The organism is uncultured Thioclava sp., assembly GCF_913064665.1.
Lineage (GTDB): Bacteria > Pseudomonadota > Alphaproteobacteria > Rhodobacterales > Rhodobacteraceae > Thioclava > Thioclava arctica.
The window spans coordinates 1-21,296 of sequence record NZ_CAJYBT010000015.1 but is presented as its reverse complement, the minus strand read 5'-3'; the positions used below and the strand labels follow the sequence as shown (position 1 = coordinate 21,296).

25 protein-coding genes and 1 pseudogene are annotated in these 21,296 nt (G+C 60.2%); 6 read left to right on the top strand and 20 right to left on the bottom strand.

Annotated features, from left to right (window positions below):
- Positions 1-220 precede the first annotated feature (220 nt).
- The 4 genes from QZ571_RS08270 to QZ571_RS08255 all read right to left on the bottom strand — a co-directional run bounded on the left by QZ571_RS08270 (position 221) and on the right by QZ571_RS08255 (position 3,633).
- Entirely contained in the window at positions 221-1,468 is a 1,248-nt protein-coding gene (locus QZ571_RS08270) for a saccharopine dehydrogenase family protein (protein WP_295533382.1), read from the bottom strand.
- Positions 1,469-1,517: 49 nt separating this feature from the next.
- A complete protein-coding gene (gene nspC, locus QZ571_RS08265) occupies positions 1,518-2,612 on the bottom strand; it encodes a carboxynorspermidine decarboxylase (RefSeq protein WP_295533378.1) in 1,095 nt (364 codons plus the stop codon).
- A 63-nt stretch (positions 2,613-2,675) separates the two neighbouring features.
- The gene (locus QZ571_RS08260) at positions 2,676-3,380 is read right to left on the bottom strand and encodes a hypothetical protein (protein ID WP_295533376.1); all 705 of its coding nucleotides are present in this window, start codon (positions 3,378-3,380) and stop codon (positions 2,676-2,678) included.
- Positions 3,352-3,633 (bottom strand): hypothetical protein, encoded by a 282-nt coding sequence (locus QZ571_RS08255; RefSeq protein WP_295533374.1) that lies wholly within the window; start codon positions 3,631-3,633, stop codon positions 3,352-3,354. The genes QZ571_RS08260 and QZ571_RS08255 overlap by 29 nt, the downstream gene beginning before the upstream one ends.
- 168 nt (positions 3,634-3,801) lie before the next feature.
- Between QZ571_RS08255 and QZ571_RS08250 the strand changes: the two genes are divergently transcribed.
- The 3 genes from QZ571_RS08250 to QZ571_RS08240 all read left to right on the top strand — a co-directional run bounded on the left by QZ571_RS08250 (position 3,802) and on the right by QZ571_RS08240 (position 6,133).
- The gene (locus QZ571_RS08250) at positions 3,802-4,191 is read left to right on the top strand and encodes a hypothetical protein (RefSeq protein ID WP_295533372.1); all 390 of its coding nucleotides are present in this window, start codon (positions 3,802-3,804) and stop codon (positions 4,189-4,191) included.
- A gap of 102 nt (positions 4,192-4,293) precedes the next feature.
- Complete coding sequence (locus QZ571_RS08245) at positions 4,294-4,929, top strand: ribonuclease HII (protein ID WP_295533370.1); 636 nt, start codon at positions 4,294-4,296, stop codon at positions 4,927-4,929.
- Positions 4,930-5,029: 100 nt separating this feature from the next.
- The gene (locus QZ571_RS08240) at positions 5,030-6,133 is read left to right on the top strand and encodes a site-specific DNA-methyltransferase (protein ID WP_295533368.1); all 1,104 of its coding nucleotides are present in this window, start codon (positions 5,030-5,032) and stop codon (positions 6,131-6,133) included.
- Positions 6,134-6,488: 355 nt separating this feature from the next.
- Here the strand turns inward: QZ571_RS08240 and QZ571_RS08235 are convergent, their stop codons facing one another.
- Genes QZ571_RS08235 through QZ571_RS08220 form a run of 4 tightly spaced genes read right to left on the bottom strand, consistent with a single transcriptional unit; the run spans position 6,489 to position 8,820 of the window.
- Entirely contained in the window at positions 6,489-6,929 is a 441-nt protein-coding gene (locus tag QZ571_RS08235) for a MarR family transcriptional regulator (protein WP_295533366.1), read from the bottom strand.
- Positions 6,926-7,756, bottom strand: coding sequence for a carbon-nitrogen hydrolase family protein (locus tag QZ571_RS08230; protein WP_295533364.1), 831 nt, complete (start codon positions 7,754-7,756; stop codon positions 6,926-6,928). The genes QZ571_RS08235 and QZ571_RS08230 overlap by 4 nt, the downstream gene beginning before the upstream one ends.
- 4 nt (positions 7,757-7,760) lie before the next feature.
- On the bottom strand, positions 7,761-8,018 hold the full coding sequence (gene grxC, locus QZ571_RS08225; protein WP_295533361.1) for a glutaredoxin 3: 258 nt from the start codon (positions 8,016-8,018) through the stop codon (positions 7,761-7,763).
- Positions 8,019-8,055: 37 nt separating this feature from the next.
- On the bottom strand, positions 8,056-8,820 hold the full coding sequence (locus QZ571_RS08220) for a ComF family protein (protein ID WP_295533359.1): 765 nt from the start codon (positions 8,818-8,820) through the stop codon (positions 8,056-8,058).
- Between QZ571_RS08220 and QZ571_RS08215 the strand changes: the two genes are divergently transcribed.
- Positions 8,819-9,652: a methyltransferase domain-containing protein gene (locus QZ571_RS08215; protein ID WP_295533357.1), complete on the top strand. Its 834-nt coding sequence runs from the start codon at positions 8,819-8,821 to the stop codon at positions 9,650-9,652. The two genes, QZ571_RS08220 and QZ571_RS08215, sit on opposite strands and share 2 nt — an antisense overlap.
- A 15-nt stretch (positions 9,653-9,667) precedes the next feature.
- On the opposite strand, the gene QZ571_RS08210 is transcribed toward QZ571_RS08215, so the two are convergent.
- Positions 9,668-11,014, bottom strand: a complete 1,347-nt coding sequence (locus QZ571_RS08210; protein ID WP_295533355.1) for a trehalose-6-phosphate synthase — start codon at positions 11,012-11,014, stop codon at positions 9,668-9,670.
- Positions 11,002-11,763, bottom strand: coding sequence for a trehalose-phosphatase (gene otsB, locus QZ571_RS08205; RefSeq protein ID WP_295533354.1), 762 nt, complete (start codon positions 11,761-11,763; stop codon positions 11,002-11,004). Before otsB ends, QZ571_RS08210 begins: the two co-directional genes overlap by 13 nt.
- Before the next feature lie 110 nt (positions 11,764-11,873).
- On the opposite strand from otsB, the gene hemH reads away from it, so the two are divergent.
- On the top strand, positions 11,874-12,929 hold the full coding sequence (hemH, locus tag QZ571_RS08200) for a ferrochelatase (protein ID WP_295533352.1): 1,056 nt from the start codon (positions 11,874-11,876) through the stop codon (positions 12,927-12,929).
- A gap of 3 nt (positions 12,930-12,932) precedes the next feature.
- Here the strand turns inward: hemH and QZ571_RS08195 are convergent.
- The 3 genes and pseudogenes from QZ571_RS08195 to QZ571_RS08185 all read right to left on the bottom strand — a co-directional run bounded on the left by QZ571_RS08195 (position 12,933) and on the right by QZ571_RS08185 (position 15,341).
- A pseudogene (locus tag QZ571_RS08195) lies at positions 12,933-13,582 on the bottom strand (HAD family phosphatase).
- Complete coding sequence (rsmD, locus tag QZ571_RS08190; protein WP_295533350.1) at positions 13,579-14,142, bottom strand: 16S rRNA (guanine(966)-N(2))-methyltransferase RsmD; 564 nt, start codon at positions 14,140-14,142, stop codon at positions 13,579-13,581. Before rsmD ends, QZ571_RS08195 begins: the two are co-directional and overlap by 4 nt.
- A complete protein-coding gene (locus QZ571_RS08185) occupies positions 14,139-15,341 on the bottom strand; it encodes an FAD-dependent oxidoreductase (RefSeq protein ID WP_295533348.1) in 1,203 nt (400 codons plus the stop codon). The genes rsmD and QZ571_RS08185 overlap by 4 nt, the downstream gene beginning before the upstream one ends.
- A gap of 82 nt (positions 15,342-15,423) precedes the next feature.
- Between QZ571_RS08185 and QZ571_RS08180 the strand changes: the two genes are divergently transcribed.
- On the top strand, positions 15,424-15,912 hold the full coding sequence (locus tag QZ571_RS08180; RefSeq protein ID WP_295533346.1) for a peroxiredoxin: 489 nt from the start codon (positions 15,424-15,426) through the stop codon (positions 15,910-15,912).
- Positions 15,913-15,954: 42 nt separating this feature from the next.
- Here the strand turns inward: QZ571_RS08180 and QZ571_RS08175 are convergent, their stop codons facing one another.
- From QZ571_RS08175 to QZ571_RS08145, 7 genes are all read right to left on the bottom strand, one after another.
- Positions 15,955-16,317 (bottom strand): 4a-hydroxytetrahydrobiopterin dehydratase, encoded by a 363-nt coding sequence (locus QZ571_RS08175; RefSeq protein WP_295533344.1) that lies wholly within the window; start codon positions 16,315-16,317, stop codon positions 15,955-15,957.
- Positions 16,318-16,373: 56 nt separating this feature from the next.
- On the bottom strand, positions 16,374-17,255 hold the full coding sequence (locus QZ571_RS08170; RefSeq protein WP_295533342.1) for a mechanosensitive ion channel domain-containing protein: 882 nt from the start codon (positions 17,253-17,255) through the stop codon (positions 16,374-16,376).
- A 43-nt stretch (positions 17,256-17,298) separates the two neighbouring features.
- Positions 17,299-18,471 (bottom strand): GNAT family N-acetyltransferase, encoded by a 1,173-nt coding sequence (locus tag QZ571_RS08165; protein WP_295533340.1) that lies wholly within the window; start codon positions 18,469-18,471, stop codon positions 17,299-17,301.
- Between the two features lie 57 nt (positions 18,472-18,528).
- A complete protein-coding gene (locus QZ571_RS08160; protein WP_295533338.1) occupies positions 18,529-19,293 on the bottom strand; it encodes a glycerophosphodiester phosphodiesterase family protein in 765 nt (254 codons plus the stop codon).
- A complete protein-coding gene (locus QZ571_RS08155) occupies positions 19,293-19,751 on the bottom strand; it encodes a RidA family protein (protein ID WP_295533336.1) in 459 nt (152 codons plus the stop codon). The genes QZ571_RS08160 and QZ571_RS08155 overlap by 1 nt, the downstream gene beginning before the upstream one ends.
- A gap of 130 nt (positions 19,752-19,881) precedes the next feature.
- Positions 19,882-20,232 carry a hypothetical protein gene (locus tag QZ571_RS08150; protein WP_295533334.1) on the bottom strand — a complete coding sequence of 117 codons (351 nt, stop codon included), beginning with the start codon at positions 20,230-20,232 and terminating at the stop codon, positions 19,882-19,884.
- A 10-nt stretch (positions 20,233-20,242) separates the two neighbouring features.
- Positions 20,243-21,016: a DUF6478 family protein gene (locus tag QZ571_RS08145; protein ID WP_295533332.1), complete on the bottom strand. Its 774-nt coding sequence runs from the start codon at positions 21,014-21,016 to the stop codon at positions 20,243-20,245.
- Positions 21,017-21,296 lie beyond the last annotated feature (280 nt).

Here is a 21,296-nt window from a genome sequence, read left to right as displayed (position 1 = left end):
GGTCATTTCCTGTTTGCGGGCCTCAGGTAGATGGGGGTCTAGTTGCGACGTGCAAACGGAGTTTTCCTGGGAAAGCGGCCAAGTTCTTAGCCCTTTCCAAGGGGACAGGATCTCGTAGATCGCCACAGATGACTCAAAATTCAGGGGCGCACCATTGCTGATCGGTGCGCCCCTGAATTTGTCTCTATTCCCGCCTTTTTGGCTTTAATCTGGTCGCGGTTCAGATCTCGGTCCAGGCTTTGTCCGCACCACCCAATCCGCCGATTTGCACCCGCGTGGGCAGGCCGATCCGGTCGAGTACGGTAAAGAACGGCTTCGGGTCCAGTTCTTCGACGTTTTTCATCGTCTTGGCGTCCCAATCGCCTTGCGCGACCAAGATCGCGGCGGCGACCGGGGGCACGCCCGCGGTGTAGGAAATGCCCTGCGAGCCGACCTCTTCATAGGCCTCTTTGTGATCGGCGACGTTATAGACAAACAGCTCGGTCTCGACGCCGTCTTTCACGCCTTTGACTACATCGCCGATGCAGGTCTTGCCGGTATAATTCGGAGCCAGCGAGGACGGATCAGGCAGGCAGGCCTTGACCACCTTGAGCGGGATGACCTCTTGCCCCTCTGCCGTCATCACCGGTTTTTCCGACAGCAGGCCGATATTTTTCAGCACGGTGAAAACGTTGATGTAGTGATCGCCAAAGCCCATCCAGAAGCGCACATCGGCATCGGGGTAATTCGCGGCCAGCGAGTGCACCTCATCATGGCCCGACATATAGGCTTTCTGCTTGCCCACGACGGGCAAATCCCATTCGTGGCCCACTTCGAACATCGCGTTTTCCTGCCACGCACCTTGCTGCCAAGAATAGACCGTGCCGGTGAACTCGCGGAAATTGATTTCAGGGTCGAAATTGGTCGCAAAATACTTGCCGTGCGAGCCTGCGTTAATATCGACGATGTCGATAGATTTGACCGTGTCCATCTGATCGGCGGCAAAGCGGGCATAGGCGTTGACCACGCCCGGATCAAACCCGGCACCCAAAATTGCCGTTACGCCCTTTTGCGCGCAGAGATCGCGTTTCTTCCACTCGTAATTGGCATACCACGGCGGAGCCTCGCAAATTTTGTCGGGCTCTTCGTGAATTGCGGTGTCGATATAGGCCGCACCGGTCTCGATACAGGCATCGAGCACGTATTTGTTCACGAAAGCCGAGCCAACATTTATCACGATCTGCGCGCCCGTCTTGCGGATCAGTTCGGCGGTCGCGGCGACATCCATCGCGTCCAGCGCATGGGCCTCAAACGTGCCCTCGATCTTCATCGCACCCTTTTCGCGCACGCTGTCAAGAATCGCGTCGCATTTCGCTTTGGTGCGCGAGGCGATGTGAAGATCGCCGAAAATATCGTTATTCTGCGCGCATTTATGGGCCACGACTTGCGCGACACCGCCCGCTCCGATGATGAGCACGTTCTTTTTCACTTCGGCTGTCTCCTTTTGATTGGACAGGGGAAGGGGGCGCGAGCGCCCTTCAGGACAATGAGGACAGGTAGTCCTCATAGGTGAAATCTCGAATCCGCTCGATCGTGCCATCGGCACGGCGAATTGCGATTGCGGGCATGTTCACGCCGTTAAACCAGTTCTTTTTGACCATCGTGTAACCGGCTGCATCGGCAATCGAAATCCGGTCGCCAATCTGCAAGGGCGCATCGAATTTGCCATCGCCAAAGATATCGCCCGCCAGACAGGTCTTGCCCGCGATCTGATATTCATGCGTGCCGTTCTGGGGCAGCTTGGCCGTTTCGCGATAGATCAGCAGGTCCAGCATATGCGCTTCGATCGAGCTGTCGACGATGGCGATCTTTTTGCCGTTGTCGAGAATATCCAGCACCGTCACTTCAAGGCTGGCGGTCTGCGTGATCGCCGCTTCGCCGGGCTCGAGATAGACCTGCACGCCGAAATCGTCAGAGAAGCGTTTCAGCCGATCCGCGAGATCATCCAGCGGATAGCCTTCGCCGGTGAAATGGATGCCACCGCCAAGGCTGACCCAATCGAGCCGCTTGAGGATATCGCCGAACTCTGCCTCGATCCGGCCAAGCTGGTGATCGAACAGCGCAAAGTCACTATTCTCGCAGTTATAGTGGATCATCACGCCCGAGATCCGCCCCATAGCCGCCTCAAGCCGCTCGGTATCCCACTCGCCCAGACGCGAGAACGGCCGCGCCGGATCGGCCAGATCGAAGCCGCTGGTCGAAAACCGTGGATTGAGCCGCAGCCCACGTTCGATATGCGCGGCCTTGTCGCCGAAACGGTCAAGCTGGCTCAGCGAATTGAAGATGATCTTGTCGGCATACCCGATGGCTTCGTCGATTTCGCCATCAGACCACGCCACGGAATAGGCATGGGTTTCCTTGCCGAATTTCTCGCGCCCCAGATGCAGCTCGAACAGCGAGCTCGACGTCGTGCCATCCAGATAGGGGCGCATGATGTCAAAGGCCGACCATGTGGCAAAGCATTTCAGCGCCAGCAGCGCCTTCGCCCCCGAGCGTTCGCGCAGGCGTTCGATCTTGCGCATATTTTCAAGAAGGCGCATTTCGTCGATCAGGTAGAAGGGCGTGTCAGACATGGCTTTTCCCCCGGCAGGACAGGCCCGGGATATAAGGTGCATGTGACAGCGGTGCAACCGGACTCAATCGACGCGGATCGCCTCTTTCGCGACGCTCAGCGCATAGCCCTTGCGCGCGATATTGCGCACCAGCAGCTCTGTCACCAGCTGATTTCCCAGCGCATCGCGCAGCCGTTTGATGCGTGTGGCACCTGCGGCTTCGTCGCAATCGGCCTCGGATCGGCCCGATATCATCGCTTCGATCTGCACCCCGGTGAGGATATCGTCATCCATCCGTGCCTCGGCCAGCACCGAAAGGGTCTCAATCGCGGCGGGGGTCAACGAGAACGCCATATCGTTGAGCATCACGGCGTTTTCGCTGCGCAGGATGTGCAAAGATTGCACCTCGATCCCGGCGCGGCGAATCTCGATCATGCGACGGTTGAGACCGATCAGCAGCAGCAAGAAGATCAGTGTGACGATCAAAAGCGCCGCCGCAAAGATCAGCAGGATGAAAATGATCACGCGATAAGAACTGAGCACATCGGAAAACGCGGTGCCCGATTGCGCGAGCACTTCCAGCAGCTTGATCTCAGCCTGCGAGGTGAGGTTGTCGTTTTGCACGAAAATCTGCTCGACCCGCGCGTTGAACGCGTTGGCATCGGGCAGTGCGGCAAATAACAGCCCCGCCGCTATCGCCAGAATCGCGACCACCGCCGCGATTCCGCCGATCACCGCGCGCGAACCCAGCCGCAAACTGTCAGTAACGGAGGTAAAATGGTCCGGCACTGGCCTTCCTTTGCGCTAAGCCTTCGGGGCCGAATGTGGAGACAACCGTCAACAAGGTCCAGCCCGCAGACTTGAGCCTCGGCGCTAATTCGCGCGCGGCCCCCTGTTTCGAGCACGCCTTATCCGAGACTCTCGCCACGCCATATTGCAGCTGCAACGGGTCGTCGCGCTTGGCCTTGTAATCGGCATAACACTCGGCCTGTGCCGTGCTTGCCATGCCGATGAAGGCGCATATGAGGATAAGCTGTTTCATGCCGACCACGTTGCGCAAACCGGCAATGTTATTCAATAGCCAAAGGGGGTTGGTGGGGCTGCTATCCGATAACATCGCGGCGTTATTGTCTGTCCAAGCCGATTGGGATGAGGGTGACTTATCGCTTTGATGCGGCCCCGGTGGGTCGCCCTACCGAAAGGACTGACCATGTCACTCAAAACCAAAATGACCGCTTTGTTCACCGCCTCCGCGCTGGCTTTGGGCACCTTTGCCGCCACCGCGAGCCCTGCGGCGGCGCTGGGCCAGAAGGACCGTCAGGCGTTGACCGTCATCTTGGGGATTGGGGCTGCGGCGCTGATCCTTGATTCCGCAAACAACAACCAACGCCGCGTGCGTCATGCGCCGCCGCCGCCGCCGCGTGTTGTGTATCGCGAAGTGCATCGTCACGGCCACCATGGCGACCGCCGTGTGGATCGCCGTGACGAGCGCCGCTTTGAACGCCGTGTGGAGCGTCGCAACGATGCCTATGATCGCAATCGCTGGGACCGCAATCACTGGGATCGCAACGCCTATTACGGGCGCGACTCACGTCGCTAAGTCAGCAGGCAGGTGCCACAGAACGCACCGTCGAGCAGGGCGGGGGCCAAGTGCCCCCGCTTTTTCGTTGAACGCGACGCTAAACCGGGGCATCTCGGTGCGATGACACAAGCCCCCGATTTTTCCTTCGAAAGCGCCGCCCTTTTGCGCGGCTTCACCGTAATCGCTGGCGTTGACGAGGTGGGGCGCGGCCCGCTTTGTGGCCCTGTAACGGCGGCGGCAGTGGTGCTGGATCCGGCTCATATCCCCGCAGGGTTGAACGATTCGAAAAAGCTCAGTGCGGCGAAACGCGCCAAGCTTGCCGCTGAGATCATGCAAACCGCGCAATTTTGCGTTGCCCATGCCAGCGTCGAAGAAATTGACGCGATAAACATCCTGCAAGCCTCGCATCTGGCGATGTGCCGCGCGGTTACGGGACTGCCCAAGCGCCCCGATCATGTCTTGGTCGATGGAAACCGCCTGCCGCGCGACCTTACCCTCTCAGCCGAAGCTGTGGTGAAAGGCGATGGCCGCTCCGTGTCGATCGCGGCGGCCTCAATTCTCGCGAAAGAAGCGCGCGATTTGCTGATGGTGGATTTGGCGCAACAGTATCCGGGTTATGGTTGGGAACGAAACGCAGGCTACCCGACCAAGGACCATCTGCAAGCGCTTCTAGATTTGGGGGTAACCCCTGTTCATAGACGTTCATTCAAACCCGTCCACAATATCTTGTGCCAAGAGAAATTTATAACCCCTTGATTCAAAAAAGAAATTGACGGGGAATCGCCTTTGACTCATCTTGGTGGACATAGATCGGCGCAAAAGCCGACACCCGAAAGACGGGCAGAAAGAGGCGAGTATGACCAAGATCAAGACCCCGGTAGTGCGCAATGCACTGCCCCTGAACCAGATTCTTGCAGGTGACTGCATCGAAGTAATGAACAGCCTGCCCGAGGGCAGTGTTGATCTTATTTTTGCCGACCCCCCTTACAACCTGCAACTGCGCGGCGATCTGCATCGCCCCGACAATTCCAAGGTCGATGCGGTGGATGACGCTTGGGACCAGTTCGGATCCTTCGCGCATTACGACCAGTTTACACGCGACTGGCTGGCCGCCGCGCGCCGCATCCTCAAACCCAATGGGGCGATCTGGGTGATCGGATCGTATCACAATGTGTTCCGCATGGGCGCTGAGCTGCAGAATCAAGGCTTCTGGATTCTCAATGATGTGGTCTGGCGCAAATCCAACCCGATGCCGAATTTCCGCGGCAAACGCCTGACCAATGCGCATGAAACGCTGATCTGGGCCTCCAAAGCCGAGGGCGCGAAATATACGTTCAACTATGAGGCGCTGAAATCGCTGAACGAGGGCATTCAGATGCGCTCGGATTGGGTGATCCCGATCTGCAATGGCGGTGAGCGTCTCAAGGATGAGAATGGCGACAAGGCCCATCCCACCCAAAAACCCGAAGCCCTGCTGCATCGTCTCATCGTAGGCACCACCAATCCCGGCGATGTCGTGCTCGACCCGTTCTTTGGTACCGGCACCTCGGGCGCTGTGGCGAAAATGCTGGGCCGCGATTTTATCGGCATTGAGCGCGAGGAAGCCTATCGCGAGGTGGCGCAAAAACGCCTCTCGAAGATTCGCAAATTCGACCGCGAGGCACTCGAGGTCTCGACCTCGAAACGCTCCGAGCCGCGCGTGCCCTTTGGTCAATTGGTCGAGCGCGGCATGCTGCGCCCCGGCGAAGAGCTGTTTTCGATGAACGGTCGTCACAAGGTCAAGGTGCGCGCTGATGGCACGCTGATCGGCGATGATGTCAAAGGTTCGATCCACCAGGTCGGTGCGCATCTTGAAGGCGCGCCGAGCTGTAATGGCTGGACCTATTGGACGTTCAAGCGCGATGGCAAACAGGTCCCCATTGATCTGCTGCGTCAACAAATTCGCGCAGAGATGACCTGAGCGTCTTTCACTAGCAACACAAGTTTACCGCCAGTGCCTGAGGCTCGTCCTCAGGCACAGCCTTGCCCCGTCGTGTCAAAACGACGGGGCCTTTTGAGTCCAGGAGAAAGGGGCTCTGCCCCCTCTGGCTGCGCCATTCACCCCCGGGATATTTCGATCAAGAGGAAGTTAGGCTTTTCTTTACCAGAATCAGGTGAGTTTGGTTTTGCGGAACAGGCGGGGACGCCGATGACCGTTCAAGGGGAAGCGTCCGGCCTTGCAGCCCAGAAACGGGCCCGAGCCGGGCGTTTTTTCTTCCTCTTGATCGAAATATCCCGGGGGAGGCCGCAGGCCGGGGGCAGCGCCCCCAACCCGATCAGCTTTCTTCCAGCCGCGCGCGCAATTCGCGCAAGACCGGCAAGGTTGCGCGCACTTTGTCGGGACCCAGATCGCGCACGATCCCTCCGATGATCGGCATCAACGATGCGAGTGCGCCATCGCGGGCGCGCCGACCCGAGGGCGATAGAGACACCCATTTACGCCGCGCATCATCCCAATCGGGACGCACATGCACATGTCCCGCCCATTCCAGTTTGGCAAGCGTATTGGTCATCGCGCCGCGCGTCACGTGCAGCGCCTCGGCCAACTGTGCAGGGGTGCGTTCCTCATTGATGTGGCTCAACAGGTTGAGCACCGAGAAATGTGAAATTTCCATCCCCTTGGGCAGGGCGCGGCTGACCACGCTGCGCGCCAACTGGTCGGCCATGAAGACCTCGGCGAATAGGGCTGCGGCAAGGGGATCGGGATCTTGGCTCACGGTGCCTCATAGCTCCGGTCATGAAACAGCGAGCGCAGGCGCAATCGCGTGGTTTCGACCTCATCTAGATTGATATCGACAAGGCTGACGCCCGGCTCGGTGCCGCCATCGACCAGCACATCGCCCCAAGGGTTCACTGCCAGCGAGTGCCCCCAGGTCTTGCGTGGTCCCCCCTCATGAGCGCCATGCGTGCCACATTGCGCCGGCGCCAGAACGAAGCATGAGTTTTCAATCGCGCGCGCACGCACCAGAATGTCCCAATGGGCGCGCCCGGTGCCCTCTGTAAAGGCCGACGGGATCGTCAAAATAGTCGCACCTGCCTGTGCGAGTTGGCGATACAAATGGGGAAAGCGCAGATCGTAGCACACCGACATCCCGAGCAAACCGTATTTCGAGGGCGCAAGCACCGCCTGTCTGCCGGGGCGATAGCCCTCTGATTCGCGGTAGCGTTCGGTCTCGGATACGTCGAGGTCGAACATATGAATCTTGTCATAGCTCGCCTTGATGGTGCCTTTGCGTCCGATCAGAAACGACCGGTTGGCAAAACGCCCATCCTCATCGTCGGTTTTCAGACAGAGCGAGCCGATCAGCACATACACGCCCAGCCGTTCCGCCTCTTGTCGGATTGCGGCCAGCGTGGGGTCATTGTGCTCGTGGTGCAGCACCGTGCGCTGATAGGCGCGATCCGAGGAAATCAGATTGGTGCATTCGGGCGTCGCGATCATCTGCGCGCCACCGGCCGCAGCCTCCCGGATGAACTCAAGCGTGATCGGCAGGTTCTTGACCGGGTCATCGGTGACAGAAAGCTGAACCAGAGCTGCTTTCATCGGCTCAACCCGCCAACAAAGTGTCGAGCTTGCCCGAATGATCAAGCGCATGCAGCTCATCGCAGCCGCCAATTGGCTGATCACCGATGAAAATTTGTGGCACAGTGCGCCTACCCTTTGCGCGCTGCGTCATCTGTGCGCGCAGATGCGGGTCACGGCCCACGTCGGTTTCTTCATAGGCAACGCCCTTTTGATCCAACAGGCGCTTGGCCATGATGCAGAACGGGCAGGTCCGGGTCGTATAGATCTCGACGCGCTTCATGCGATAATCCTTCTTAAGTCGGCTCGACTATAGGGATTTAGGGCGCCTTCGCAACGCGCGCCAGTGTCACAACGTCAACTCGGCCAGCACCGGCGTGCATGGCCGCCTGTGTGGCCGCCCCCAGCGTCGCCCCTGAGGTCATCACATCATCCACAATCAGCACATTGCGCCCCGCGATCAGATCGGCGCGCGCCGGGTTCAGGGTGATCGCATCAGAGAGATTGGCAAGCCGCGCGCCGCGGTCATGCCCTTTCTGGCTGGGGGTGTTTCGGGTGCGCAAAAACAGATCGACGCAGCCTTCGCGTTCGGTGATCCGCGCCATCGCCTTGGCCAAAAGCGCGGATTGGTTGTAACGCCGCTTCAGCAACCGCAAGCGATGCAGAGGGATCGGCGCAATCAGCGTGTCAGGCGTGATCAGGGCGCGCGCGGCCTGCGCCATCCACCCTGCCATTGGCCGCACCAGATCAAGCCGGTCGGCATGTTTGAACGCCAGCACCAGATCGCGCCCGACGCCGGAATACATCATCGCCGTGCGCCCGCGCGTCCAGGGGCGCGGATGGGTCAGGCAGTCGTCACACAGCACGGCCTCGCCGCCGTCATCGCCCGGCAGCGGCACCCCGCAGGCATCACAGACCGTTCCGGTGGCGAAACTCGTTTGCTCCCAGCAGCTCAGGCAGAGGCCGAAATCAGACCCGACCTCTTCGCCACAGGCAATACAGCGCGGCGGGAAGACGGCGTGCAGCGCATGCATCCCTCCCGCTAGCATCCGTGCGCGAAGCACGCTAAGACCTGAATTAGCCATGAACACACCGCCCCTCTTGACCGACCGCGCCGCCTTGATGCGCCAACGTGCCCGCGCCGCGCGCGCCCCCGAGCTGTTCCTGCACGAGGACGCGGCTGATGAGCTGTATGAAAGGCTCCAAGAGGTTAACAGAACCTTTACGTCGCCCGCTGTGATCACCGCTTTTCCCGAACCGTGGCGCAAAATCCTGCCCGACGCCAAATTCGTGGCCGATAGCGATCTGCTTGATCTGGAAGCGGGCGCGCATGATCTGGTGGTGCATGCGATGTGCCTGCATTGGGCCAATGATCCGGTCGGCCAGATGGTGCAGGCTGCCCGCGCGCTGGAACCTGATGGGCTATTTCTGGCCGTGATGTTTGGCGGTCAGACCCTGAATGAGTTGCGCGCGGCGCTGGCGCAGGCCGAGGCGTCGATCACCGGCGGTCTTAGCCCGCGCGTGCTGCCGATGGGCGAAATTCGCGATCTCGGGGCCTTGCTGGGGCGGGCCGGGTTTGCGCTGCCCGTGGCAGATGCGGTGACGCGCAAAGTGACCTATGAAACGCCGCTGCGCCTGCTCAGCGATCTGCGCGCCATGGGCGAGACCAATGCGCTTACCACTCGCAGCCGCCACTTCACCCGCCGTGACGTGATGTCCGAGTCTCTGAGGATCTATTCCGAGAGCTATCGCGAGCCTGATGGCCGGATGCGCGCCACATTTGAGATGGTCTGGCTGACGGGCTGGAAACCCCACCCGAAACAGCAAAAACCTTTGCGCCCCGGATCAGCCGCGAAACGTCTGGCTGATGCGCTGGGCACGATGGAAATTCCGACGGGTGACAAGCCGGGTCACTGATTGGCCCAACGCCGCTTACCCCAAGGCGGTCAGAAATGCCTTGGACCACCAATGCACGTCATGCGTGGTCAGACCCTTCATCAAGGCATGGTAGCGCTCGCGCCGCTCTGACAGCGACATCAACAGCGCGGTAAGCATTGATGTCGCCATCTGCTCGGTGTCATGAGGGTTGACGATCAGCGCCTCCTCCATCTGCTCGGCGGCCCCGGCAAATTTCGACAAGATCAATACGCCGGGATTTTCGGGATTTTGCGCCGCGATATATTCCTTGGCGACAAGGTTCATCCCATCCATCAGCGGCGTCACCAGCCCCACTTGCGAGGCCCGATAAAGCCCCGCCAACACCGCGCGCGGCACGGGGCGGTTGATAAAGCGGATCGGCGCCCATTGGATATCGGCAAACTGCCCGTTGATGCGCCCCGACAGATGCTCGGTCTCTTCGCGAATATCGTCATAGGCCGGCACGCCCTCACGGGTTGGGGGCGAAATCTGGATCAATGAGACATGGCGGTGCCAATCTTCGTGGCGATCGAGAAACTCGCCAAAGGCACGAAACCGTTGCGGCACCCCTTTGGAATAATCCAGCCGATCCACGCCAATCATCAGGCTGCGATTGGCTTTGACGATGCCAGCGGGCAGCTTTTCGATCTCGCGCTCGGCCAAGGTCTTGAATTCGCCCGCGTCGATCGAGATCGGAAAGGCCGCGATCCGGCATTGCCGCGGTGAGAGATGCACAAAGCCACTCCCCAAATCCGAGCCGCCGCCAATTTCCACCATCGAGGCAAGACAGGCCCGCACATCGCGCTCGCTTTGCAAGCCGATCAGATCGAAATTGGATAACCACTCGCAAATCTCGCGCCCGTTGGGCAGCGCCCGCATCGTGGTCGGGCCGGGAAACGGGGTGTGCAGGAAAAACCCGAACGGGTTTTGCACGCCCATGACGCGCAGCTCATAGGCCAGCGGCAGGAAGTGGAAATCATGCACCCAGATCCGGTCATCTGGCTGAAGGATCGGCGCAAGCATCTTCGCCAGACGCCGGTTCACATGCTTGTAGCTATCAAGATAATCCTGCTGGATTTGCATCAGATCAGTGCGGCCGTGAAACAGCGGCCACAGCACCGAATTTGAATAGCCGTCGTAATAGAGCGCGTGTTCTTCCTCGGTCAGATCAAAGCAGAGTCGTTTGAACGGTCCGCCCTCGATCTCGCGCAGCTCGGTGCCGGGTTGCTCGGCGATCTCGCCCGACGTGCCAATCCAGACACCTCCGGTTTCGCTCAGCACATCGCCGAGCGCCACGACCAGCCCCCCCGAAGGGTTCGCCCCGGTGGGAATGCGGTTTGACAGGCAAATCAGACGTCCCATGCTTCGCCCTCCAGCGCTGCAGAAAGCCAGCCGCGCAGCTGCTGGGGCTCGGGCAGCCGAAACCGCGCAACACTTTCGCCCGCGCCAATCTTGATACCAAAACCGCCATTCGCCTCGGCCCAGGCCAGCGCTGGCTCGTCCGTCGTATCATCGCCCGCATAAACTGGGCGACGCCCTTCAAAGGCGGATAGCTCGGACAAAAGAACCAGCGCGCCATCTTTGGAAAATCCCGTCGGGCGCAGCTCAACCGCCATCTTTGCGGGTTGGACAGTGAAATCGCGATAGCGCTCTGCAAGCGCGTGCGCGAACCCCTCAACCTGCGCTTGCCGGGTGGGATCAGAGCGAAAATGCACCGCCCCGCCATGGCTTTTATGCTCATAGAGCAGGCCCGACTGGCTAGCAAAATCCGCCATCTCTTGTTGCAAGTCAGACAGGCCCATAGGCTGTTGTGCCATCGGCGCAGTCATGCCGCGTGCCTCGGCCCCGTGAGAGCCGACCATTGGTCCGTCAAACCCCTGCAAAAAAGTCTCTAACTCGTGCAAAGAGCGTCCTGAGACGATTGCCAGCGCCCCATTCAGACGCGCGGCTACTTCCTGCAAGACATGGGGGAGATCATCGGGCACTTTGATGGTATCCGGTGTGGGTGCGATCTCGACAAGGCAGCCATCAAAATCCAGAAAAAGCGCATCCCCGTTCGGGTTCAGTGCCGGTGGTCCGGGTTTCGTCTGGGGTGAGTCATCCAATATCATGTTGCGAACGTAAGTGATCCAGTGTCGGTTGAATAGGCCGCATTGACCTGACAGGCAAACCCGTTAAGTCGGGATAAGGTTCCGAAGAACAAGAAATAGGACAGTGACAGATGACGAATGATGCCGCTGCGCGCCTTGCTCATGCGCCCGCCGACCACCCGCCCGTAAAAGCGGCCAAAATTGGTTTGCTGGTTGCCAATCTGGGAACGCCGGACGGCACGGATTATTGGTCTATGCGCCGCTATCTCAGCGAGTTTTTGTCCGACCATCGGGTCGTCGATATCGCGCGCTGGAAATGGCAGCCGCTGCTGCAACTGATCATCCTGTCGCGCCGTCCGTTCACGAGCGGGGCGAATTACAAGACGATCTGGAACACCGAGGCCGATGAAAGCCCGTTGATGACGATCACCAAACAGCAGGTTACCAAGCTGCGCGCGGCGGTTTCGGCGCGCTACGGGGCTGAGGTGGTGGTCGATTTCTGCATGCGCTACGGCAACCCCTCGACGCAATCGGTCGTGGATCGCATGGTCGAGCAGGGCTGCGAGAAGATCCTGTTTTTGCCGCTTTATCCGCAATATGCGGGCCCGACATCGGCTACGGCGAATGATCAGTTCTTCCGCGCCCTGATGAAGCAAAACCGCCAGCCCGCCGCGCGCATCGCGCCTGAATATTTTGACCGCCCCAGCTATATCGAGGCGCTCGCGGCTTCGGTTGAGAGGGTCTATGCCACGCTGGATCGCAAGCCCGATGTGCTGGTGGCCTCCTATCACGGGATGCCGCAGCGCTATCTGATGGAGGGGGACCCCTACCATTGCCAATGTCAGAAAACCTCACGTCTGCTGCGCGAGCGGTTGGGTTGGGACAAAGACGCGATCGACACCACTTTCCAGTCGGTTTTTGGTCGCGAAGTCTGGCTCAAGCCCTACACGGTCGAGCATGTCGCGGAACTCGCGAAGGCCGGGAAAAAGAACATCGCGGTGATCTCGCCCGCATTTTCCGCCGATTGCATCGAGACGCTCGAGGAAATCAACGGCGAAATCTGCGAAGCGTTCGAGCATGCGGGCGGTGAGACGTTCACCTATATCCCCTGCCTCAACGATGATGATCTGCACATCAAGGCGCTGATGGATGTGGTTGAGGACAACCTGTCGGGCTGGATCAAATAGACCCTATTCCAGCCCGATCAGCCCCGGAACTTGCGCCATATCGGTAAACAGCTCCGCGCCTTCTGCAGCAAGGCGCGGATTCGGCCCCTGCGGCGCGTAGCCCAGACAGCGCATCCCGGCCGCCTTGGCCGCACGCGCGCCGGTCGCGCTATCCTCGATCACCACACAGTAGCCGGGGTCCACGCCAACCGCGCGGGCTGCGTGCAAATACAGGGCCGGATCGGGCTTGGGACAGCCCATATCCTGCCCCGAAAACAGCCGCCCCTCGAGCCGCGCTTTGATGCCGGGATGCTGGCCCAGCGTGGCCTCCATCTTGGCCATTCGCCCATTCGAGCCCACCGCATAGGCAATGCCCGCACGGTCAAGCCGATCCAGCAGTTCCGCAATCCCCGGCATCAGTGCGACCCCCTCGCGCAGCCGCGCATAAAGCCGGATGTAATAGCTCTCGACCCAATCGGCGGGCAGGGTCGCCCCATCTCGCGGGCCTGATGCGCCACGCCTTCGATGGTGCCGCCGATGAACATACGCTCCATCTCGTCATGCGACATCGCTAGCCCATGCGCGGCAAGATCCTCGCCCAGAAGATCGAAGGTCGCAGGCTCGCTATCCACCAGCACACCATCGCAATCAAACAAAACCGCTTGCACGTTCATTCTGGGTTCCTTGCTAATGTGACCAGCGTATCGCCGTAACGGCGCTGGTCGATCTGAACCAAAGGTGCAGGCACCATTGGCGCGGCGCTTTCCTCCCAGACCACCATCGCGCCGGGGGCAATCCAGCCACCTTCAAGGCAAGAGGCAATCGCGCGTTCGCCCAGCCCCATCCCATAAGGCGGGTCCAGAAAGATCAGGTCATAGCCCGCGCCCCGGCACGGCCCCATCTTGGTCGCATCGCGCCGCCACACATCGCTGACGCCCATCGCGCGCATCGCCTCGATATTCTGGCGCATCAGCGCGCGCGCCACTGTGCCGTCATCGACAAAGGCGACCCGCGCGGCCCCGCGCGACAAGGCCTCAAGGCCCAGCGCGCCGGTGCCCGCAAATAGATCAAGCACGCGCGCCCCCGCCACCGGGTTGCCATGACCACCATTGATCAGCAGGTTGAAGATACTCTCGCGGACCCGGTCGGTGGTCGGGCGCAGATGCGCCTGCGCATCGCCCGCCCCCACGTCGGCCAGTTTCAACCCGCGCCGCTCGCCACCAATGATTCTCATTTCAGCAAAGCCTTCAAATCGCATGTCGGGTCAGCAACCTGCGCTGATGTGACGGGCTTGCCCCCTTCGATCAGCCGCTTGCCGATCATATAGGCCCGCGCATCCGAAAGCGCATCGACCGCAATCAACCGCTCGTCCCGGAAATACCAGAAGCTCTGGCCTTCGCCTGCACGCGCAACCACTTTGTCATAACCCAGATTTAACCCGGCGATTTGCAACTTGGCGTCGAACTGATCTGACCAGAACCACGGCTTGGGCGTATACTCCTGGGCCGCCCCCAGCATGTTCGCAGCCACCAATTCGGCCATATCAATCGCGTTGCCCACGCTTTCCAGCCGCAGCCTGCCATCTGCGTAGGGAAAGGACGCGCAATCGCCCGCCGCCCAGATATGCGGGTCTGAACTGCGGCCCCGCGCATCCACCGCGATCCCATTGTCACAGGCGATCCCAGCCGCGCGCGCAAGCGCGTCATCGGGGGTGACGCCAATGCCGACCACAACGAAATCCGCGGCGATCATGCGGCCATCACTCAACTCGGCCCCGGTGACCCACGCATCGCCCGTCAATCGCGTTAGCCCGACGCCCTCGATGATCTCGACCCCATGCGTGTGGTGCAGCGCGCGGATCGCTTCGGCCGTCTCTTCGCAGGCCACCCGGCCCAGAATGCGTGGGGCGGCCTCGATCAACGTGACCTCAAGCCCCAGTTTGCGCGCCACCGCTGCCGCCTCAAGGCCGATATACCCCCCGCCGATCACCACCAGCCGTTTGCCCGCTACGAACAGCGCGCGCATCGCATCGACATCGGCCAGATTGCGCACCGTGAAAACGTGATCCAATGCGCCACCGATCGCGGCAGGCAGCCGCTTGGGCGTGGCGCCTGTGCACAGCGCCAAATCGCTATATTCAAGGGTATCGCCATCCGACAGGGTGAAGACTTGCGCGCCCGGGTCAATCGCGCTCACCGTGGTGTCCAGACGCAGACTTACATCATGCTCCGCCCACCATGTATCTGAGCGCAGGGTCAGCCGCTCTACTGCCATTTCGCCCAGCAAATAGGCCTTGGATAGCGGTGGACGCTGATAGGGTGGCACCGGTTCTGATCCGACAACACTGAGCGCCCCGTCATAGCCAAGACCGCGCAATTTCGCCGCCATCGAGGCCGCCGCTTGCCCCGCTCCAACGATAACGATGCCGCTCATATCAATCTCCACTGGCCTGACCCGCGCTTGACCCTATATCGTCCCAAGCGACAAACGCAACGCGACAGCAACGGAGCATTCCATGACACTCACCACCGGCGACGTCCTTCCAGGCGCCACCTTTCTTTCGATGGGCAGCGAAGGCCCGCAAGATGTTAGCCTTGGCGAGAAGATGAAGGGCCGCAAGATCGTCATCTTCGCGGTGCCGGGCGCTTTCACCGGCGTGTGCACAACCGCCCATGTGCCCAGCTTCCTGCGCACTAAGGATGCGTTTGCTGCAAAGGGCGTGGATGAAATCATCTGCGTCGCGGTCAACGACCCCTTCGTGATGCAGGCTTGGGGCGAGTCAACCGGCGCGACTGCGGCGGGGCTGAGCATGCTCGCTGATGCGGAAGGCGCGTTCACCCAAGCCATCGGCATGGATTTCAACGCCCCGCCCGCGGGCCTGATCAACCGCTCAAAGCGCTATGCGATGCTGGTCGAAGATGGCGTTGTCAAAGTGCTGCATGTCGAGGATAGCCCCGGCACCTGCGAGGCCTCGGCGGGCGAAAGCTTGCTGGCCGCGATTTAAGTTTGCGCGGCGGAGGGCTTGCGCTCTCCGCCGAACCAAATCCTATTCCGGCACCTCATCCGCAAGCCGCATGATCGGACGCCCGATATCGCGATCAACCTCGCAGTCATCGTCCGCCAGCGCATCGAGTGCACGCGCCAACTCGATATCCAAAACGCTGACGCCGCCACAATCATGCGTCGAAAGCGTGATCTCGACCTTGTTATAGACGTTGCGCCAATCGGGATGGTGATCCATCTTTTCGGCGCAGAGCGCGGCCTGTGACATGAACCCCCAAGCGGCAGAGAAATCCTTGAACATCAGCCGTTTGACCAGCGCATCCGCGCCTTCTGCCGCGCGCCAGCCGGTATCTTCCAGCCCGCGCAACAGCGCTTTGCGTTCCTCAGAGTCTAGCTTTGTGGTCATATCTTTCTCCCATAACGCATCTGACGAAACCTAGCGCTTCCGCGCCTCCCTGCAACTCAGACTGCACCGCTTTGCGCAGGCTTCTGCGCAGTTTCGATACGGGGCACCTGCACGACTTCCAAAGTGCGTGTCGGGAAGGGAATGCCGATATCATTGGCGTCGAACTCTTCCTTGATCTTGCGCAGCATCTCGGCTTGCAAAGCCCAGTAATCGCTTGAATTGGCCCAGACCCGAAAGGTGAAATCGACCGAGCTATCCCCCAACGCCTTCACCCGGATCGTCGGGGCGGGATCGGCCAAAGCGCGGGCATCCGAGGTCGAGATAGTTTCAAGAATGGACTGCGTCTTTTTCAGATCCGCATTATAGGCGACCCCAATCGTCAGATCCATCATCCGCGTCGCATTGGCCGAGTAATTGATGATCGAACTCGACCAGATATCGCTGTTGGGAACGATGATCTGCAACCCGTCATAGGTCGTCAGAACCGTGTAAAACAGCTGGATCTCAGTCACCGTTCCGCTTTCGCTGCCCGCTGCGATGAAATCACCCTGCCGGAACGGGCGAAACATGATGATCATCACACCGGCGGCCAAGTTCTTCAGCGCCCCTTGCAGCGCCAGACCCACGGCCAGACCTGCGGCACCGATCAAGGCGGCCAGCGATGTCGTTTGAATACCAAAGCGATTGAGAATGAAGATGATCCCGATCCCGAGAATCAGGTATTTCGCTAAATTTCCCAGGAAACCGAACAGAGTATCGTCTAGCTTTTGATGACTGTTTGATAGCGACACGATCCGGCGCTTGGCCCATGCCGAGACGGACATAGACAGCAGCAGGATCACCAGTGCGGCCAGAACATTCACCGCCACAAGGATTGCCGCGTCGATGCGTGTCTGGGTTAGCCAGCCGCTGACATTCGTAAGATCGTCCAAAGTCATTCAAGTCCCCTTAATATGTCCTGTGACAAACGCCCGATGCCCTTCACGGTTCCTTGAGGTTCCGAAACGGCCCCATCTCGGTCAGGATTTCGATATCTTCATCAACGGCCGTGCGTTCGGCCTCAAGGTAGTCGGCAATCGCGCGTCGCAGGCCCGGATGAGCGATCCAATGCGCCGAATATGTGGCGACCGGAAGATAGCCGCGTGCCAGCTTGTGCTCGCCTTGCGCGCCCGCCTCGACCCGTTTCAATCCCTGTGCAATCGCCCAATCCACGGCCTGATGATAGCACAGTTCGAAATGCAGATAGGGGTGATCCTCGATGCAACCCCAATAGCGTCCGAACAGCGCCTCACGCCCGATCAGGTTCAGAGCCCCTGCAATCGGCGTGCCATCACGCAGCGCCAGCACCAACAGTACATCCTCGCGCATCTCATGCAACGCGTCGAAAAAGGCGCGCGTCAGATAGGGGCGGCCCCATTTCCGACTGCCGGTATCTTGGTAAAACGTCCAGAACGCATCCCAATGCTCGGGGCGAATGTCATCGCCTGTCAGTGAAATGATCTGCCCGCCAAACGCCTGCGCCCGAGCGCGCTCTTTGCGCAAGGCTTTGCGTTTGCGCGACGAAAGCTCGGCGAGGAAATCGTCAAAGCTGGTGTAATCGCGATTGATCCAGTGGAACTGCTGGCCGATGCGGGGCAGCCAACCCGCGTCTGCGGCGGCCTCCATCTCGGGTTGCGTACAAAACGTCATGTGAACCGACGAGACGCCCGCCCCCTCGGCAATTTGCGCCATGCCGGCCAGTAAGGCGCGCCGCCCGGTCTCTTCCAACCCCGGCAGCACCAAAAGTCGGCGTCCCGCCACCGGCGTAAAAGGCACCGCGCATTGCAGCTTGGGGTAATAGCGCCCACCGGCGCGCTCGAACGCATCCGCCCAGCCATGATCGAACACATATTCGCCCTGAGAATGGCTTTTGACATAAAGCGGAGCGACGCCAATCACCCGGCCCTCGACCTTCGCCACCAAATGGCGCGCGTCCCAGCCAGTGCCCGGTCCGACAGATCCAGACGCCTCCAAGGCGGCCAGAAACCGATGCGTTGTGAACGGATCATAGGCCCGCAGGCCCTGCGCAAGCTCTGGGCACGCACAGGCATTCCAATCACTTTCGCTTATTTCGGAAATATCCGAATGAAGCGTGATTTCAACGCTTTGATCCATGGCACCTGCCGAGGTTTGCGGGGGCTTTCGCTGAACTTGGGGCGAGCCACCTTTTGGTCAAGCGGACAGAGGCGAAAGATAGCCCTCAAAGGTGACGTTATTCGCCATGCGGCGCGCCTGCAGCTCAGCCTCAAGCGAGCGGATCGTCCAGCACAACACCGGCACGTTGCGCGCTTTCAGATCTGCCACGCGCGGTGAGTCTAGATCCTTCGCCTCATGCGAGATGAACTGCGCCCCCACAGCGTCAAAATCAGGAATCGAACGCAGCGCATCACGTCGCGCTGCAGGCAACAATTGCCAATCCTGCGCATCATAGGCGGATGTGGTCAGCCCAACACAGATCGCGGGCGCGGCTTTGGAAAACGCCGCGATGGAATGCGGGTTGAACGACATCACCGCCAGCGGCCCCGGGTAATCGCGCAACAGTTCCGCCGCCGCCGCCTCAAGCTGGCCGACATTAGGCCCCATCGCGCCGTCTTGATCCTTGATCTCGATCAGCAGCGGAGCGCGCCCATCGACCAGCGCCAGCACCTCGGCAAGCGTGGGGATGCCCTCATCCCCGCCACGCAGCGCAATGTTGGACAGCTCCGCCGCGGTGCGGCCCTTCACAGGGCCGGTTTCCTCGGTCAGCCGATGCAGGCTGTAATCGTGGAACACCATCACTTCGCCATCCGCCGAGGGCTGCAGGTCAAGTTCAATCCCGTAGCCCGCTGTAATCGCCGCGCGCATCGCCGCGAGACTGTTTTCGGGGCGGCCAGCGGCCGTATCGTGCAGCGCGCGATGCGCAATTGGCAGGTTTAGAAACGCAGGATGTAGCGCCATCACTCGACCTCGAAAATTGCTTCGATTTCCACGCCGACCCCAAGTGGCAGGCTTGGCGCCCCGACGGCGGCACGCGCATGGCGCCCGGCATCGCCAAACACCTCGACCATCAGATCAGAACAGCCGTTCACGACCTTCGGTTGATCCGTAAAATCGGGCGTGCAATTCACGAAACCGGTCAGTTTCACCACCCGCTTCACCCGATCAAGATCGCCCAGTGCCGCCTTGGCCTGCGCAATCAGCGCCAGCCCGCAAAAGCGCGCCGCGACAGCGCCCTCTTCCACATCCATCGTCGCCCCAAGCCGACCCAGGATCAGACCGTCCGGCCCGTTCGAGATTTGCCCGGAGACATAGAGCAAATTGCCACTGCGCACGAAGGGCACATAATTCGCCGCAGGTGCAGGTGCGGCGGGCAGAGTGAGTCCCAATTCGTCCAGTCGAGCGTCAATTTTCGCCATGTTCGCCTCCATATATTTGCGCCGAAGGCTAGGGGTGCGCCGCCTCCCTCGCAAGGTCAAAACGACATTGTGTTTTGGGTACTAAACGGCGGGAAAGAGAGGCGCAGATCGCGCGCCCGCCTGTCAACTTTCAGGCGCCGCTCTCGGCGCAATGACGGCGGAACGCCTGTTTCAACAAGTCCAACTCGGCGCGCAGCAAGTCGATCTCCGCGCGCAGATCATCGGCCAATGGCTCTCCGGCGATGATCGCGAAATGCGCCACCTCTGCGCCGTTGGAGCAGTCGCGCACAACAAAGTTGAGAACGCCATCTGACAACAGCTCTGCCGGGATCGGTTGTGAAATATGCCATTCCATCGGCGCGCCGCTCACCGTGAGCCCCTCCAGCGCCTGACCCAGATGCAACACTTCAAGCACCGGGACCTCGGGGGCGCGCCAAACCGCCTCCCAGCGTCCGGCATGAATGCGCGTTAACTCTAGCATCGCAGGTTCCTTACAACTCAGCGCGTGGGTAGCGCGAGAACGTCAAATCGCGCAGCAAAATCTGGTTCATAGCGGGGCGCTCAAAGATGATATCGACCCAGGCCTTCTCCAGCCGCTTCTCGTTCATCCGCGTGTAGGCGAGATCGAATTCCACAAAGCTGTCGCCCTGCGTCAATGGCATTTCGCGCACCAACTGCTCACTATTCGGGCCATGTTTGATGTTGAGGCGACAGAATATCTCCAGCGGGCGCTCTAGCTCCAGTTTCATATCAAGGCGCACCAGATGATTGAGGTGCAATCGCTGCAGTGCCGTTTCGGGCAGATCAAGCACGAAAGACAGAAACGAGCCATTGAAACGAAACACATCCATCCGCAGCGCGCAGGGAGCCAGATCACTGTCATGGCGGTTGCGGATTTGGCGCAGGGTGATTTCAGACTCGTCGCAGTCGTGAAACAGGGTCAGTTCCCGCCCCAATTGGGCGCGATTCTGCGCGCCCGCCACCCCGAAAGGAGAGACCGGCCCACGCCATAGCTCGGGGCGCCAAGCCCAATCGCTGGTGGGCGGAGCTGGCACAGAATCGGCACCGATCCGGGGCATTTGTAGCCGCCCGTCAACCTGATGCAGCACCGAGTCGATTTCACGGCGTAGCGCACGCGCATCTGAACGCAGAAGCGGCAATTGCGCCAGATCCAGACTGCCTGCAGTTCTTGCAGCTTCACGCCAGCGCGCCAAGGCGCGGCGCTGAACCACCCGGTCAAGAAATGAGCTTCGCCGCGATTTCACCACTTAAATCCACATGCTCTCGCCCGCAGGCGCGTCAATTTCCAACATGGAAACAGTTATTTCTTATCGTTTCTTTACGCGAAAGTCCCTTTCGGGAAATAAATCACAAATTCCTCAACACCTTGCGTGGCGTTCTCTTGCAAGCCTCAATTCGCGTTTCGAATGGCCTCGGCAAAGCGCGTGATCAAAACGCTTTGCGCCTTGGCGCTCATTTCTCCGTCTTTCAGAGGCATGACGGAAAGTGACGTGATTCGACCGCCCAGATCGGTGATCGCGCGCA

What these genes read in the sequence shown, in the direction of transcription:
- nspC (WP_295533378.1), bottom strand. Translation starts at nt 2,612, where the DNA reads ATGTCTGACACGCCCTTCTACCTGATCGACGAAATGCGCCTTCTTGAA.
- QZ571_RS08255 (WP_295533374.1), bottom strand. Translation starts at nt 3,633, where the DNA reads ATGAAACAGCTTATCCTCATATGCGCCTTCATCGGCATGGCAAGCACG.
- QZ571_RS08250 (WP_295533372.1), top strand. Translation starts at nt 3,802, where the DNA reads ATGTCACTCAAAACCAAAATGACCGCTTTGTTCACCGCCTCCGCGCTG.
- QZ571_RS08245 (WP_295533370.1), top strand. Translation starts at nt 4,294, where the DNA reads ATGACACAAGCCCCCGATTTTTCCTTCGAAAGCGCCGCCCTTTTGCGC.
- QZ571_RS08240 (WP_295533368.1), top strand. Translation starts at nt 5,030, where the DNA reads ATGACCAAGATCAAGACCCCGGTAGTGCGCAATGCACTGCCCCTGAAC.
- QZ571_RS08230 (WP_295533364.1), bottom strand. Translation starts at nt 7,756, where the DNA reads ATGAAAGCAGCTCTGGTTCAGCTTTCTGTCACCGATGACCCGGTCAAG.
- grxC (WP_295533361.1), bottom strand. Translation starts at nt 8,018, where the DNA reads ATGAAGCGCGTCGAGATCTATACGACCCGGACCTGCCCGTTCTGCATC.
- QZ571_RS08215 (WP_295533357.1), top strand. Translation starts at nt 8,819, where the DNA reads ATGAACACACCGCCCCTCTTGACCGACCGCGCCGCCTTGATGCGCCAA.
- QZ571_RS08220 (WP_295533359.1), bottom strand. Translation starts at nt 8,820, where the DNA reads ATGGCTAATTCAGGTCTTAGCGTGCTTCGCGCACGGATGCTAGCGGGA.
- QZ571_RS08210 (WP_295533355.1), bottom strand. Translation starts at nt 11,014, where the DNA reads ATGGGACGTCTGATTTGCCTGTCAAACCGCATTCCCACCGGGGCGAAC.
- otsB (WP_295533354.1), bottom strand. Translation starts at nt 11,763, where the DNA reads ATGATATTGGATGACTCACCCCAGACGAAACCCGGACCACCGGCACTG.
- hemH (WP_295533352.1), top strand. Translation starts at nt 11,874, where the DNA reads ATGACGAATGATGCCGCTGCGCGCCTTGCTCATGCGCCCGCCGACCAC.
- rsmD (WP_295533350.1), bottom strand. Translation starts at nt 14,142, where the DNA reads ATGAGAATCATTGGTGGCGAGCGGCGCGGGTTGAAACTGGCCGACGTG.
- QZ571_RS08185 (WP_295533348.1), bottom strand. Translation starts at nt 15,341, where the DNA reads ATGAGCGGCATCGTTATCGTTGGAGCGGGGCAAGCGGCGGCCTCGATG.
- QZ571_RS08180 (WP_295533346.1), top strand. Translation starts at nt 15,424, where the DNA reads ATGACACTCACCACCGGCGACGTCCTTCCAGGCGCCACCTTTCTTTCG.
- QZ571_RS08175 (WP_295533344.1), bottom strand. Translation starts at nt 16,317, where the DNA reads ATGACCACAAAGCTAGACTCTGAGGAACGCAAAGCGCTGTTGCGCGGG.
- QZ571_RS08170 (WP_295533342.1), bottom strand. Translation starts at nt 17,255, where the DNA reads ATGACTTTGGACGATCTTACGAATGTCAGCGGCTGGCTAACCCAGACA.
- QZ571_RS08165 (WP_295533340.1), bottom strand. Translation starts at nt 18,471, where the DNA reads ATGGATCAAAGCGTTGAAATCACGCTTCATTCGGATATTTCCGAAATA.
- QZ571_RS08160 (WP_295533338.1), bottom strand. Translation starts at nt 19,293, where the DNA reads ATGGCGCTACATCCTGCGTTTCTAAACCTGCCAATTGCGCATCGCGCG.
- QZ571_RS08155 (WP_295533336.1), bottom strand. Translation starts at nt 19,751, where the DNA reads ATGGCGAAAATTGACGCTCGACTGGACGAATTGGGACTCACTCTGCCC.
- QZ571_RS08150 (WP_295533334.1), bottom strand. Translation starts at nt 20,232, where the DNA reads ATGCTAGAGTTAACGCGCATTCATGCCGGACGCTGGGAGGCGGTTTGG.